Below are 13,666 nucleotides of genomic sequence, written 5' to 3'. Positions count from 1 at the left end.
AGCGGGCTTGCCCGCGATGCAATCTCAAGAACGAACGAATGGCTCACTGACGGTCTAAAATTCCGCTGCCCCTCTCTCAAGGACATCCATCACGTGAAATCCCTCCTCGCATTGCTTTCCCTAGTGGCCCTGCCGGTCCTGGCCGCCGAGCCGACCCTGTACGGGCGCTACGAATACATCGCGCTACCGGAAATCGGCGGCGAAGTCCTCAAGGCCAAAATGGACACCGGCGCCCTGACCGCATCGCTGTCGGCCAAGGACATCGAAACGTTCACCCGCGACGGCGATGAATGGGTGCGTTTCCGCCTCGCTACCAAAGATGCGAGCAACAAGGTCTACGAGCACAAGGTCGCACGGATCAGCAAGATCAAGACCCGCTCCGAAGAAGACGAGGATGAAGATGCCGCAGCGCCCACCAAGCGTCCGGTGGTCGATCTGGAGTTGTGCCTGGGCAACGTCAAGCGCACGGTCGAGGTCAACCTGACCGACCGCAGCAGCTTTAATTATCCGTTGCTGATTGGTGCCAAGGCGTTGCGTGAGTTTGGCGCGGCGGTGAATCCGGCGCGGCGTTTCACGGCAGACAAACCTGACTGCTGATTGGGTGTTGTTACTGCCTGAGCAGAGCGTGAAATGTCGCATGCCGTGCGGACTGTCAGCTGGCACCTTCGCGGATAACTGCCGAAAGATAAGCACTCCTCCGAAACCCGCTACCTCTGACGGTGATGACCCTTATATCAAAGTGGGGATCTCGTGCCGCATGTTCGTAAGAGGGCGGCATTTCTCTTGGCGTGTTAGGTGTTCGAGTGAGTGAATTTGAACGATAGATCGGTGGTGGTGAGTCAGGACGCGGAAAGTAGGACGGCGGAAAGCTGGCGCGGTCAACACCCTCATCTGTTTTGACTGACACGCGCGATGTGGAAGTATGCGTGGCGGCTATGGGTGTATTTACCTCTGGATTCGCCAAAGGATTGCGATTACCAGGTCGCATACCTTGGGCGGGGGACGGCAGTGAGGTGTTACCCGCAGATATCTGGAGGGTAGTTTCAGCCCTTGGGGAGCTGAGAATAGGTTCGACAGTTGATGGTCGTCTGAGCGTTCTAAAAAAATTTCTGATAGCGAGAAAAAACTGTGAAGCATGGCCTGATGGATCTACACAGTCGATTGGATCACCGCCGCAATACCCATACGCATTAAACCCACCCTCCCCAAACGGACTCCAGCTGTCCGGGCTGTTAAACCGCATCAACGCCGGGTTGAACTGCCGATACCCCTTGCCTAAATGATAATGCCCGGTCAGCGGGTCCGGCAGTTCGCCGTTAAACCCGAGCAAACTCAGCAAGCCGTTTTCCCGTGGGCGATAACCGTAAGGTGAATAGGCGATGGCGTGAGATCGATCCGCATCGAGGGCGTTCAGCACCGAGTGGTGTTGATCGGTTGCCAGCAGAGTGGTTTTGCGTGAATGCGTAGGCATGGGCTGAGTTCCGTGCAAGGTCCATAAAACCGGTCTCCAGCATCGGAGCTTTTTCAGTGTTTGCCTACTATCAGAACTACTAGGTCTGGTCCGACATATCTGGCTGTCGAATGCGTCGACTCCACAAAGTCGACCGCTTTGGCAGTACAATATCTTTTACTCTTCGCCATCCGTTAGGCGGGGTTGGCACAAGCCTTTCTATTTCGTGGACTGCCGGTGGTTGATCCGAGAAAGTAACTTTTTGGGATCGCTCAAGTAGAGTGGAGGGTGGTGTGTTTGAGACATGCTCCATCACTTCATAAGAATATTTCTGACGAGCGTTAATGGTTTTTTTAAATTCAGGCGGGGTTAACGTCATCGACATGTTTTTTGAAAACTCTGGATTGTTTGACACAGCCGCGCTATGAATTCGGCGATATTTGTCTGCTTCCAATTGCGTCGTATATATGTTTCTTGGTGTTTCTCCTGATGTAAATATTTCGTGTATGTTTTTTAGCGAGTTCGTCTGAGCTGTCGCTAGATGTTTTTGTTGCGTCTGCTTGATGATGGCAGGATCCATGAGTCCCACCTTTCTCAGAATAGGCTTCAGAAACTCCAGAGTGTGCCCTGTCGAATCAGCCGTATTTACAGGATTCCCTACACAGTAAGCATAAGCATTAAACCCACCCTCCCCAAACGGACTCCAACTGTCCGGGCTGTTAAACCGCATCAACACCGGATTGAACTGCCGGTACCCTTTGCCCAAATGATAATGCCCGGTCAGCGAGTCCGGCAGTTCGCCGTTAAACCCGAGCAAACTGAGCAAGCCGTTTTCCGGTGGGCGATAACCGTAGGGTGAATAGGCGATGGCGTGAGATTGACCCGCATCGAGGGCGCTCAGCACCGAGTGTTGTTGATCGGTTGCCAGCAGAGTGGTTTTGCGTGAATGCGTAGGCATGGGCGGAGCTCCGTGCAAGGTCCATAAAACCGGTCTCCAGCATCGGAGCTTTTTCAGTGTTTGCCTACTATCAGAACTGCTAGGCCCGGATCGACAAACCCGACTGCCGATTGACGTCGAATCAACCTTGGTTCACCGTTCGCCCACTTAACTGCGGGCTCGGACGCCATGCCTCATATCCTGATTGTCGAAGACGAAGCGGCGATTGCCGATACCCTGATTTTTGCCTTGCAGGGCGAAGGGTTCACCACCACCTGGTTGAGCCTGGGCGCTGCCGCGCTCGAGCATCAGCGCCTGACACCGGCCGATCTGATCATTCTGGACATCGGCCTGCCGGACATCAGTGGCTTCGAAACCTGCAAGCAGTTGCGGCGTTTCAGTGAAGTACCGGTGATTTTCCTCAGTGCCCGCGATGCCGAAATCGACCGCGTGGTGGGGCTGGAAATTGGCGCCGATGATTACGTCGTCAAGCCCTTCAGCCCACGGGAAGTGGCGGCGCGCGTCCGGGCGATTCTCAAGCGCATGGTCCCGCGAGCATCGTCCGAAGTGGCTTCGGTGTTATTTCGCATCGACAACGAACGCGTGCAAATCAGCTATCGCAATCAGGCTTTGAATCTCACCCGCCACGAATTCCGCCTGCTGCAATGCCTGATCGAGCAACCCGAGCGCGTCTTCAGCCGCGAGCAATTGCTCGACGCGTTGGGGGTTGCGGCGGATGCCGGTTATGAACGCAGCATCGACAGTCACATCAAGAGCGTGCGCGCCAAATTGCGTCTGGTGAAGGCCGATGCAGAACCGATCCAGACCCATCGCGGCCTGGGTTACAGCTACAGCCCGGGGCACAGCTGATGCCGCTGGGAATCCGGATTTTCCTGGTCTACGTGCTGTTCATCGGCCTGACCGGCTACTTCGTGCTGAACACCGTGATGGAGGAAATCCGCCCTGGGGTGCGCCAGTCCACTGAAGAAACCCTGGTCGACACCGCGAACCTGATGGCCGAGATCTTGCGTGATGACTTCAAGGCCGGAACGCTCAATCAGAACCGCTGGCCCGAACTGCTCAAGGCCTACGGTGAGCGGCAGCCCAAGGCGAATATCTGGGGGCTGCCGAAAAACCAGGTCAACCACCGTATCTACGTTACCGACGCGAAAGGCATTGTCGTGCTGGATTCCAGTGGTGTTGCGGTGGGGCAGGACTACTCGCGGTGGAACGATGTTTTGCTGACCCTGCGCGGAGAGTACGGCGCTCGGTCCAGTCGCAGCGATGCGAACGATGCGAACTCTTCGGTGATGCACGTCGGCGCGCCGATCCGCGATAACGGCCAGATCATTGGCGTGGTCACCGTGGCCAAACCCAACAGCTCGTTGCAGCCTTACGTGGATCGCACCGAGCGCCGATTGCTTGCCTACGGCGCCGGTTTGATCGGTCTTGGCCTGCTGTTCGGCGCGCTATTGTCCTGGTGGTTGAGCGCCGCCCTGCGACGGTTGACCGCTTATGCCCAGGCAGTGAGCGAAGGCCGTCGGGTCGAGGTGCCGCATTATCGAGGCGGGGAGCTGGAGCAACTGGCCTCGGCGGTCGAGCACATGCGCACGCAACTTGAGGGCAAAGCCTACGTCGAGCGTTACGTGCACACCCTGACCCATGAATTGAAAAGCCCGTTGGCGGCGATTCGCGGTGCGGCGGAATTGCTGCAAGGCGAGATGCCATTGGCCCAGCGGCAGCGATTCGTCAGCAATATCGACAGTGAAAGCGTGCGGATGCAGCAATTGATCGAACGGTTGCTGAACCTGGCGCAGGTTGAACAGCGTCAAGGGCTGGAAGAGCGGATCAGCGTGCCGCTGGCGGGTTTGGTGGATGAGTTGCTGAGCGCGCAGGCTGCGCGAATCGAAGGCAAGAAATTGCGAGTGGAACAAATGATTCCAGTGGAGTTGGCGATTACCGGCGAGCCGTTCCTGCTGCGTCAGGCGCTGGGCAACCTGCTGGACAATGCGCTGGATTTCACGCCTGCAACGGGCGTGCTGCGATTCAGCGCCGAGAAGGTTGGTGAGCAGATTGAATGTCGACTGTTCAACCAGGCCGAAGCGATTCCCGACTACGCATTGCCGCGATTGAGTGAGCGCTTCTATTCCTTGCCGCGTCCGGACAGCGGGCGCAAGAGCACCGGGTTGGGGCTTAACTTTGTTGAGGAAGTGGTGAAGTTGCACGGTGGGACATTGAGCATCGGCAATGTCGAGGGCGGGGTTGCAGTGACTTTGCGCTTGCCTTAAACCGGGTCGCGGCCAATCGCGAGCAGGCTCGCTCCCACATGGACTTGCGTTGAACCTGTAGGCGCGAGCTTCCTCGCGAGGGGCCGGCCCAGTCTCCACACACTCTCCACACTCCCCCCATAAAACCCACACACACCGCACCCAGACTCTCCCCATCCAAACAAGGAGAGTCCCATGAACCGAAATCTGACCCTGAAACTCGGGGCCATTGCCCTGCTGATCCTGTTGCTGCTGATCCCGCTGTTGATGATCAACGGCGTCATCCAGGACCGCCAGCAACTGCGCGACGGCGTACTGGAAGACATCGCCCGCAGTTCCAGTTACAGCCAGCAACTCAGCGGCCCGCTGATGGTAGTGCCGTACCGCAAAGTGGTGCGCACCTGGAAGCTCAACGAAAAAACCAACGAACGGTACCAAGACATTGGTGAAGAGCGCGGTCGTCTGTATTTCCTGCCGGAGCACTTCGAACTCGACGGTCAGGTCCAGACCGAGCTGCGTTCCCGAGGCATCTATCAAGCGCGGCTGTTCCATGCCGATAACCGCATCACCGGGCATTTTTCGGTTCCGGCGCAACTGGGCATCAAGGAAAGTTTCGCTGACTACCAGTTTGATCAACCGTTTCTGGCCGTCGGCATCAGCGACATTCGGGGTATCGAGAATGCGCTGAAACTTGAACTCAACGGGGATCGCCTGGACTTCGTTCCCGGTAGCCAGGTGGGCTGGTTGGGGGAGGGGGTGCATGTGACGCTGCCGGCGCTCGATACACAACGAGCCACGGAACTGGCCTTCGGTTTCGACCTGCGGTTGCAAGGCACTGGCCAGCTGCAGATCCTCCCGGTGGGCAAGACCAGCAAGGTATCGCTGAGCGCCAATTGGCCGCATCCGAGCTTCATCGGCAACTTCCTGCCGGCCCAGCGCGAAGTCACCGATCAAGGCTTCAGCGCAAACTGGCAGACTTCATTTTTCTCCACCAACCTGCAAGAAGCGCTGAGCAGTTGCGTATCCAGCGGTGTTTGCGATGCGTTCAATTCCCGCAGCTTCGGCGTGAGCTTCATCGACCCCGTCGACCAATACCTGAAGAGCGACCGTGCGATCAAATACGCACTGCTGTTCATCGTCCTGACGTTCGCAGGTTTCTTCCTCTTCGAAGTGCTCAAAAGTCTGGCAGTGCACCCGGTGCAATATGCGTTGGTGGGCGTGGCACTCGCGTTTTTCTACCTGCTGTTGCTGTCATTGTCTGAACACATCGGCTTCGCCCTGGCGTATCTGTTGTCGGCCAGCGGTTGTGTGTTGTTGATCGGTTTTTATGTCTGCCATGTGCTGCGCAGCGTACGCCACGGGTTGAGTTTTTCGGCAGGATTGGCGGCGTTGTATGGGCTGCTTTATGGCTTGTTGAGTGCCGAGGATTACGCGTTGTTGATGGGGTCGTTGTTACTGTTCGGGCTGCTGGGTGTGTTTATGGTGCTGACGCGCAAGCTGGATTGGTATGGGGTTGGGCAGAAGACGGCCCAGCCGCTGGAATTTGATATCGGGGTGGTGGAATGAGCCGGTCGTTGGGGTTGCGGGAGGATCAGCGCTGGGTTAATGAGTTGACTAAATACATCAACTCACTATTTGAATATTCCCATCTGTCCGCAATTGACGAGAAAGTATCGGGTAAGGGGGTAAGTGGATAAGGGAGGCAGATTTATTTGGATAAGAGGACGGATTTTTTAAGTTGTTAAGCTTAAATGCATCTGTCCCATTATCCCGGTCCCCTTATCACATGCTATTTCTGATTGTGTCGCGTTGAGTTAATGAGTCTCTTCTGTCGATCAAACGCCCTTCTTCTGGATGTTTTTTATGATATTTTAGATCTTTCAGATAAACTAATTCATCGGTTTTGAGATGCGTAAGAGTTTTAATGTTTGATTGCGTCTCTGCTTTTACCCAGTCTAAGTAGTTTGGGTTTGGAGTAGTATTTATTTCTACGGTAGCGCCATATGATGGCAAGTATTCACTGCGTCCATATGAAGGCAATTCATTTATATAGTCCGTGACCAAGTTCCTATCCGCATTTTGAAGTTTTGATAGTCTATCTTGTTCCAGGGCGAGTGCGTCGTCGATTTTTTTTATGGTTTTGGGTACGCGCTTTATTTCGTCGCTGAGCAGGCTTCGCTGCCTGCCCATCATATTTAATAATCCTTTAAAAGGATTCTTAACGTGACCGGTCGGATCTTTCCAGTTTCTCGGATCCCCCCCACAATACCCATACGCATTCAACCCACCCTCCCCAAACGGACTCCAACTGTCCGGGCTGTTAAAGCGCATCAACACCGGATTGAACTGCCGATACCCGTTGCCCAAGTGATAACACCCGGTCAGCGGGTCCGGCAGTTCGCCGTTAAACCCCAGCAGGCTGAGCAAGCCGTTTTCCCGTGGGCGATGACCGTACGGTGTGTAAGCGATGGAACGAGGCGGGTGCTCGTCGAGGGCGCTCAACACCGAGCGCTGTTGATCGGTTGCCAGCAGGATTGTCTTGCGTGAATGCACAGGCATTGGCTGAAACTCCGAGCGAGGTCGATGGAGCTGAGCCCTTAGCATCGGAGTTTTTTCAGCGTTTGCCCACTATCAGAACTGATAGGGTGCTGGCGCCGTTAGCGTCAAACCTTGGGCATTGTCGCCAGCATCGAAGGTCGCTGACTGACCTCGAAATACCACGCCGCCAGCAGCGGATTTGCATCGCGCCATGCCAGGTCCGGATGACGCAAATCCACGTAGCCCAACGCACATGCCACGCTGATCGCCGCCACATCGAAATGGCTGGTCAGCTCGGCAATCGCCTCCGCTTCCAGCAACGCCAAGGCGCGGCGGATCTTGTCGCGCTGGCCGTCGAGCCATGCGTCCCAGTGTTTTTCCGGGGCGCGCAGGGCAACTTCATAGCGAACCAGCACCGCAGCGTCCATGATCCCGTCGGCCAGGGAGGCCAGGGTCAGGCGACGCCAGCGGGCCGAGCCTTCACGGGGGATCAGCGGGTTGCCGACGTGTTGGTGGTCGAGGTAATCGAGAATCACCCGGCTGTCGTGGATGACGTTGCCGTCGGCCAGGCGCAAGGCCGGGATCTTGCTCAGCGGGTTGTCGTCGATCAGGGTCACATCCGGGTCGACTGGCGTGAGCACACAGTTTTGCAGGGCGACGCGGTCTTGCTGACCGGTTTCGTGCAGCAGCACCATGACTTTGCGAACGAAGGGCGACAACGGGTTGTGATAGAGGGTCATGCTGGGGGCAGACATGGCAGCGTCTCGGTCGGTGGACAGTGTCGGCAGCATAGCGCGTTGGGCCGACAGCTCAAGATCCATAAAAAGCAACAAATCCCCTGTGGGGGCGAGCTTGCTCGCGATAGCGGAGGGTCAAGCAACATTAATGTTGACTGTCACGGCCTCATCGCGAGCAAGCTCGCTCCCACAGGGTTTAGTGGTGTTGCAGGAGGCCGCGTAAGGCGAGGACTGCTGGAATGCCTAATCCAAGCCAGCTCAGGGCATCCCAAACGCCATCCCCCAGCAAGGCCGAGAACAGCCCGGCGGCACTGAGCAGGGCGATGACGGTGGGCGTGGCGAAGACCTTCCAGAAGTTTGACTGTCGGGGTTTCATGCCACGCTCTCCGCTTTCTCCAGTACGGGTTTTGCCGCTTTGCGCCGCACCACCCACAAATAAACCCCGCTGCCGAGCACGATGATGGTCAGCACATCCAGCGTCGCCCAGAGGATTTTCATCGGCATGCCGCCGTAATCACCGAAGTGCAGCGGCTGCGACATGCCCATGGCGTCCATGTACCACGGCCGTTCGGCCACGGCGGTGACTTGCAAGGTGCTGGCATCGATCAGTACCGGCGTGAGCAAGTGCGACGTCAGGTGCGTGCTGCCTTTCATGAACACCGCGTAGTGATGCTCACTGGAAAACCGCGTGCCGGGGAAGGCAATGAAGTCTGGCTGCATGCCGGGCGCGACTTCTTTGGCGATCTCGAGCAATCGGGTCGCGGGCGCGAGTTGCGTCAGCGCTGGTGCGTCGCGATACGGCGCGACCATCGCGCTCAGGCTGTCATTGCGCCATGCGGCGATCAGCAAGTCGGCGCAGGCACTGATGACGCCGGTGACGCCGACCACCAGCGCCCAGGTCAGGGTCACTACGCCAATCAGATTGTGCAGATCGAGCCAGCGCAGGCGCGTGGATTTGTCCTGGCGTACGGTGGCGAATTTCAGCCTGCGCATGAACGGCAGGTACAGCACCGTCCCGGACACGATCGCCAGCACAAACAGAATCCCCATGAACGCCAGCAGCAGCTTGCCCGGCAGGCCGGCAAACATGTCCACGTGCAGACGCAGCATGACCATCATGAAACCGCCGTTGGCCGACGGCATTTCCAGTGCCTCGCCGGTGCGGGCGTCGAGCATGAAGGTGTGCGATGAATTCGGTTCGGTGCCGGCGGTGGCCGCCATGATCGCGATGGCGGCGTTCGGTTCGTCTTCGTCGAAGCCGAAATACTGCATGACTTCGCCGGGACGATGTTTTTCTGCGGCCTGCACCAGCTGCTGCAAATTCAGCTGCGGGGTGTCGGCTGGCAGTTGCTTCAACTCGGCGGCATCCCCCAGCAAGTGGTCGATTTCGTGGTGGAAGATCAACGGCAGGCCGGTCAGTGCCAGCATCAGCAGGAAGACTGTGCAGATCAGGCTGGTCCAGGTGTGGACGAATGACCAGCGGCGTATTGTTTTGCTTTTCATTTTTCAGCCTTCAGAAATACCAAAGCCGTCCACGAAGGACGGCCTGGTTACAGGGCGTATCAGATCAAGCGTTTACCACTTGTACGTTGCACTGGCGACGACACTGCGCAGGTCGCCGTAATAGCAGTAGAAGCCGTCGCAGGTGGAGATGTAATCCTTGTTGAGCAGGTTGGTCGCGTTCACGGCCAGCGAGGCACCTTTCAAGCTGTTGTCCAGGCGGCCCAGGTCGTAATGAACCGCCGCGTCGAACACGGTGTAGGCGTCAGCCTTGCCCAGCGTGGTGTTGCCTTGGTCGCCGTAAGTATTGCCGGTGTAACGGGCGCCGGCGCCAATGCCGAAGCCATCCAGCACGCCGTTGTGCCAGGTGTAATCGGCCCACAGCGAAGCCTGCTGGTTAGGCATCAGTTGCAGACGGTTGCCTTTGAAGTCGCCTTTCTGCACTTCGGATTTGGCCAGGGTGTAGGCGGCGATGATTTTCAGGTTGTCGGTGACGTCGGAGACCGCTTCCAGCTCCAGGCCTTTGACTTTCACTTCCCCGGTCTGGCTGGTGATCGGCACGTTGCCGACGGTGGTGGTGACGGACACGTTTTTCTGGGTCAGGTCGTACACCGCCGCGCTGAGCAATGTATTGCTGCCTGGCGGCTGGTACTTGATGCCCAGTTCCCATTGCTGGCCTTCGGTCGGTTTGAACGATTCGGTAGCCGATGCGGCGGCGTTGCTGGTTGGCTGGAATGACTCGGCGTAGGAAAGATAAGGCACAAAGCCCGAATCGAACACGTAGCTGATCGCCGCGTTACCGCTGAATTTCTTGTCCCGTTCGGTGTTGGTTGCGTTCTCATCATTGAAGAACTTGGTGCCGGTATGGACCCAGTCTTCACGGCCGCCCAATGTCAGGCGCCATTGGTCGAGGGCCATCTGGTCCTGGACGTACAAACCGGTCTGATAGGTCTTCTGGTCCTGGTCATAGAACGCATCGGAGCGCGGTGGGCGAGTGATCGGCAGGCCGTATTGCGGGGTGTTGACGTTGATGCCCGGTGCGGTCCCGAAGATCGAGAGGTAGTTGGTGTTGTTGCGCTGGTGATCCAGCCCGATCAGCAGGGTATGACGGACGTCACCCGTGGAAAAATCGCCCTGAAAGTTGTTATCCACCGCGAACTGGCTGATGTCTTCCTCGACATTGGTCGTGCCCCGCCCGGTATTGCCCTGATCGTCGACGACATAACCGAAAGCGGCGAGCGAGGGAATATAGCTGTTGACGGTAATGGCCTGGAACGACAGGTCGGACTTGGTGTAGCGCAGGTTCTGACGGAACTGCCAGACATCGTTCAGACGATGTTCGAAGGCGTAGCCCAGTGCGTAGTAGGTGCGGTCGTAGTACTCGTAGTTCGGATCTCCCAGGTTCTTGTGGTGGGAAATATCGCCGAACGGCATGTCGATTTTGGTGCCCTGGATCGAGTGGAACTGGCTGGTGATGCCGGTATCGTCACGGGTGAACTGCGTGAGCAGGGTGAATTTGGTGTCGTCGTCGATGTTCCAGGTCAGGCTCGGCGCAATGTTGTAGCGCTTGTTGTCGATGTGGTCGATCTGCGTACCGCTGTCGCGAACTACGCCGCTGACGCCGTAGAGGAACTGGCCTTCGTCGTCGATCTTGCCGGTGCTGGCGAAGTTGATCTGGCGGTGATTGTCGCTGCCGTACTGCACCTGGATTTCATTGCTCGACTCGGCGCTGGGACGACGGCTGACCATGTCCAGCAAACCGCCCGGCGGTGTCTGGCCGTACACCGATGAAGCCGGGCCGCGCAGCAGGGCGAGGCGGTCGAGGTTCCAGGTTTCCGGTTTCGGGTTGGCGTACACGCCTTTCGGCAGCGGCAAGCCGTCGAGGAACTGGGTCGGTTCAAAACCACGTACTCGCAGCCAGTCGGTACGGGTGTCGCTGCCGAAGCTGCTGGCGGTGATGCCAGGCATGTAGCGCACGGCGTCATCAAGGCTGTGCACGCTGCGGTCGTCCATTTGTTCGCGGGTGGCGATCGAAATCGAACGCGGCGCTTCAACCAGCGCGGTGTCGGTCTTGGTGCCGGCGGCAGTGCGCTTGGCCAGGTAACCTTCCACCGGGCCCCAGGCGCTTTCAGTGTTTTCAACGCCGATGATCGCCGTTTCCGGCAGCGCCATCACACCTTCAGGCATGGCCACCAGGCTGTAGGTGCCGGTGCTGCTCTGTTCCAGTTGCAGACCGGTGCCGCGCAACGCGGCACGCAAGGCGCCAGCCGCGTCGAACTGGCCATTGACCGGTGCCGAGGTCTTGCCCGCCGCCAGCGACGGATTCAGCGACAGCGCGAGGCCCGACTGGCTGGCGATCTGGTTCAACGTGCTGGCCAATGGCGCGGCCGACAGGTTGTAGGCGCGAACGCTGGACGCCTGTTCGGCGGCGATCAGTGGGCTGCTGGCCAGAGGGGTGCAAAGGGCAATGGCGACCGCCAGCAAACTGGGGCGCAACAAGGTGTCTAGCGAACGGGACATACGGCGGCTCCTGAAAGGGAATACTTCTCAATTGCCTAGGTGCCGGACGAGAATCCAAAAGTGATAGGGCTGGATGAAAATAATTTCGATTCAGCAATTATGGTGAGGCCGAAGGCCTCTTCGCGGACAAGTCGAAGGCGTCCGCTCAGACAACGACAGCTCAGGGCTTGGCTTCTGCCTTCGCCACCGTCACCCACCATTGCGTGTGCTGTTCGATCTGCACCGGCAAGGTCGGCAGCAGGGCGCTCAACGCCAGATCGGTATCGTGCAACGGGAAACTGCCGGTGATCCGCAGGTCGGCAACCTCTGGCGCAATGCCCAGATGCCCACGCCGATAACGACCGAGCTCGTGAACCAGGTCTTCCAGCCGCGCGTTGTCCACCACCAGCATGCCGCGTGTCCAGGCATCGGCGCCGAGGTTAAGCGCGATGATCGGGCCCAGGCCGTTGTTGCGCATCAGCACTTGCTGGCCTTCGCGAAGGATCTGTTCTTCAGCGCTCGACTCCGGGTGGGCGGCCACGGCGGACTGCAACACGCTCAGGCGCGTGCCTTCTTCCTCGCGCTTGACCAGGAAACGCGTGCCGAGTGCGCGCATGCTGCCTTCGCGGGTTTCGACGATAAACGGCCGCGCATCGCCATGACCGGTTTCGACGAGAATTTCCCCGTCCTGAAGAATCACCCGGCGCTGCTTCTCATCAAACCGCACATCCACGGCGCTGTGGGTGTTGAGGTTGATCAGCGTGCCGTCGCTCAGGCGCAGGGTGCGTTGCTCGCCAGTGGCGGTGCGCTGATCCGCCAGCCAATAGTCGACCGGCAAATAACGATCACCGGCAAACAGCGCCAGACCAATCACCGCAACGATGCTGGCCACGCCACTGCCGAGTTTGCGCACCCGCCGGCGAATGCTTTCACGCGATTGCAGCAATGCGGTGCGGGCGGGGCCGCTGGCCACGCTGAAACGCTGATCGAGCATGCCCAACTGGCGCCAGGCGCGGGCGTGTTCTTCGTGGGCGGCGTGCCATTTGGCGAACTCTTCGCGCTCCACCGGGTTGCCGGAATCCAGCGACAATTGCCAGGCAATCGCCGCGTCCAGCACCTGCGCCGAGACCGGTTTGGAACTGACCGGGCTCACACCGGTTCACCGTACAGCGCGATGTAGCACTGACGAATGCCTTGCGCCAGATACTGACGCACCCGTGGCACCGACACGCCCAGGCGCAGGGCGATTTCCGCGTGGCTGAGGCCGTCCAGACGGTTGTAGAGAAACGCCGCCCGCGCCTTGCTCGAGAGTTTGCCGAGCAGGCGGTCGATGTTTTTCAGGTCTTCGAGGATCATCTGCTGTTCTTCCACCGACGGCTGCTCGCCTTCGGGGATCAGCATCAATTCGGTGAGGTAGGCCTGTTCCAGCGCAGCGCGGCGGAAGTAGTCGAACAGCAGGCCCTTGGCGATCGCCACCAGAAACGCCCGAGGTTCGCGAGGTTCGTTCAGTTGATCACGGCCCAGCAAGCGCACGAAGGTGTCCTGGCTCAGGTCTTCGGCCCGTTGCGGGCAGGCGATATTGCGTCGAAGCCAGGCCAATAGCCAACTGCGGTGGTCGCGATATAACGCACCGACGAGCTCACTGTGGGGGCTTTGGACTGACGACACGCAGCATCACCGATTGGGAAGTATTAACTAACGAGAATTGTTCGCGATTGTGGCAGAGGCGGGGAAGGTA

12 protein-coding genes and 1 pseudogene are annotated in these 13,666 nt (G+C 58.3%); 4 read left to right on the top strand and 9 right to left on the bottom strand.

Annotation, left to right across the window (positions count from 1 at the left end):
• Positions 1-93 precede the first annotated feature (93 nt).
• Entirely contained in the window at positions 94-597 is a 504-nt protein-coding gene (gene rloA2 / locus Q7W83_RS25945; protein WP_017341175.1) for a retropepsin-like aspartic peptidase RloA2, read from the top strand.
• Between the two features lie 55 nt (positions 598-652).
• Here the strand turns inward: rloA2 and Q7W83_RS25940 are convergent, their stop codons facing one another.
• On the bottom strand, positions 653-1,471 hold the full coding sequence (locus tag Q7W83_RS25940) for an RHS repeat-associated core domain-containing protein (RefSeq protein WP_473657828.1): 819 nt from the start codon (positions 1,469-1,471) through the stop codon (positions 653-655).
• 79 nt (positions 1,472-1,550) lie between these two features.
• Positions 1,551-2,408 carry an RHS repeat-associated core domain-containing protein gene (locus Q7W83_RS25935; RefSeq protein ID WP_150634791.1) on the bottom strand — a complete coding sequence of 286 codons (858 nt, stop codon included), beginning with the start codon at positions 2,406-2,408 and terminating at the stop codon, positions 1,551-1,553.
• A gap of 168 nt (positions 2,409-2,576) precedes the next feature.
• On the opposite strand from Q7W83_RS25935, the gene creB reads away from it, so the two are divergent.
• The 3 genes from creB to creD all read left to right on the top strand — a co-directional run bounded on the left by creB (position 2,577) and on the right by creD (position 6,220).
• Positions 2,577-3,257, top strand: a complete 681-nt coding sequence (gene creB / locus Q7W83_RS25930) for a two-component system response regulator CreB (RefSeq protein ID WP_150639106.1) — start codon at positions 2,577-2,579, stop codon at positions 3,255-3,257.
• Positions 3,257-4,675 carry a two-component system sensor histidine kinase CreC gene (gene creC / locus Q7W83_RS25925; protein ID WP_473657825.1) on the top strand — a complete coding sequence of 473 codons (1,419 nt, stop codon included), beginning with the start codon at positions 3,257-3,259 and terminating at the stop codon, positions 4,673-4,675. Before creB ends, creC begins: the two co-directional genes overlap by 1 nt.
• A 174-nt stretch (positions 4,676-4,849) precedes the next feature.
• Positions 4,850-6,220 (top strand): cell envelope integrity protein CreD, encoded by a 1,371-nt coding sequence (gene creD, locus Q7W83_RS25920; protein WP_473657822.1) that lies wholly within the window; start codon positions 4,850-4,852, stop codon positions 6,218-6,220.
• 630 nt (positions 6,221-6,850) lie between these two features.
• Here creD and Q7W83_RS25915 read toward each other — a convergent pair.
• From Q7W83_RS25915 to Q7W83_RS25885, 7 genes and pseudogenes are all read right to left on the bottom strand, one after another.
• Positions 6,851-7,195: pseudogene (locus Q7W83_RS25915) on the bottom strand (RHS repeat-associated core domain-containing protein); the annotation flags it as partial.
• Positions 7,196-7,317: 122 nt separating this feature from the next.
• A complete protein-coding gene (locus tag Q7W83_RS25910) occupies positions 7,318-7,947 on the bottom strand; it encodes a glutathione S-transferase (protein WP_150633721.1) in 630 nt (209 codons plus the stop codon).
• 178 nt (positions 7,948-8,125) lie between these two features.
• On the bottom strand, positions 8,126-8,305 hold the full coding sequence (locus Q7W83_RS25905) for a hypothetical protein (RefSeq protein ID WP_150633720.1): 180 nt from the start codon (positions 8,303-8,305) through the stop codon (positions 8,126-8,128).
• A complete protein-coding gene (locus Q7W83_RS25900) occupies positions 8,302-9,432 on the bottom strand; it encodes a PepSY-associated TM helix domain-containing protein (protein ID WP_150639110.1) in 1,131 nt (376 codons plus the stop codon). The genes Q7W83_RS25905 and Q7W83_RS25900 overlap by 4 nt, the downstream gene beginning before the upstream one ends.
• A gap of 72 nt (positions 9,433-9,504) precedes the next feature.
• Positions 9,505-11,949 (bottom strand): TonB-dependent siderophore receptor, encoded by a 2,445-nt coding sequence (locus Q7W83_RS25895; RefSeq protein ID WP_473657818.1) that lies wholly within the window; start codon positions 11,947-11,949, stop codon positions 9,505-9,507.
• Between the two features lie 160 nt (positions 11,950-12,109).
• A complete protein-coding gene (locus tag Q7W83_RS25890; protein WP_150639112.1) occupies positions 12,110-13,081 on the bottom strand; it encodes a FecR domain-containing protein in 972 nt (323 codons plus the stop codon).
• The gene (locus Q7W83_RS25885) at positions 13,078-13,596 is read right to left on the bottom strand and encodes an RNA polymerase sigma factor (RefSeq protein WP_150639113.1); all 519 of its coding nucleotides are present in this window, start codon (positions 13,594-13,596) and stop codon (positions 13,078-13,080) included. The genes Q7W83_RS25890 and Q7W83_RS25885 overlap by 4 nt, the downstream gene beginning before the upstream one ends.
• Positions 13,597-13,666 lie beyond the last annotated feature (70 nt).

This window comes from Pseudomonas sp. 300 (assembly GCF_055803035.1).
The sequence above is the reverse complement of the archived record's forward strand: the minus strand, read 5'-3'. Positions and strand labels throughout refer to the sequence as shown.

What these genes read in the sequence shown, in the direction of transcription:
- creB (WP_150639106.1), top strand. Translation starts at nt 2,577, where the DNA reads ATGCCTCATATCCTGATTGTCGAAGACGAAGCGGCGATTGCCGATACC.
- Q7W83_RS25895 (WP_473657818.1), bottom strand. Translation starts at nt 11,949, where the DNA reads ATGTCCCGTTCGCTAGACACCTTGTTGCGCCCCAGTTTGCTGGCGGTC.
- Q7W83_RS25910 (WP_150633721.1), bottom strand. Translation starts at nt 7,947, where the DNA reads ATGTCTGCCCCCAGCATGACCCTCTATCACAACCCGTTGTCGCCCTTC.
- creC (WP_473657825.1), top strand. Translation starts at nt 3,257, where the DNA reads ATGCCGCTGGGAATCCGGATTTTCCTGGTCTACGTGCTGTTCATCGGC.
- Q7W83_RS25905 (WP_150633720.1), bottom strand. Translation starts at nt 8,305, where the DNA reads ATGAAACCCCGACAGTCAAACTTCTGGAAGGTCTTCGCCACGCCCACC.
- Q7W83_RS25900 (WP_150639110.1), bottom strand. Translation starts at nt 9,432, where the DNA reads ATGAAAAGCAAAACAATACGCCGCTGGTCATTCGTCCACACCTGGACC.
- Q7W83_RS25935 (WP_150634791.1), bottom strand. Translation starts at nt 2,408, where the DNA reads ATGCCTACGCATTCACGCAAAACCACTCTGCTGGCAACCGATCAACAA.
- Q7W83_RS25940 (WP_473657828.1), bottom strand. Translation starts at nt 1,471, where the DNA reads ATGCCTACGCATTCACGCAAAACCACTCTGCTGGCAACCGATCAACAC.
- creD (WP_473657822.1), top strand. Translation starts at nt 4,850, where the DNA reads ATGAACCGAAATCTGACCCTGAAACTCGGGGCCATTGCCCTGCTGATC.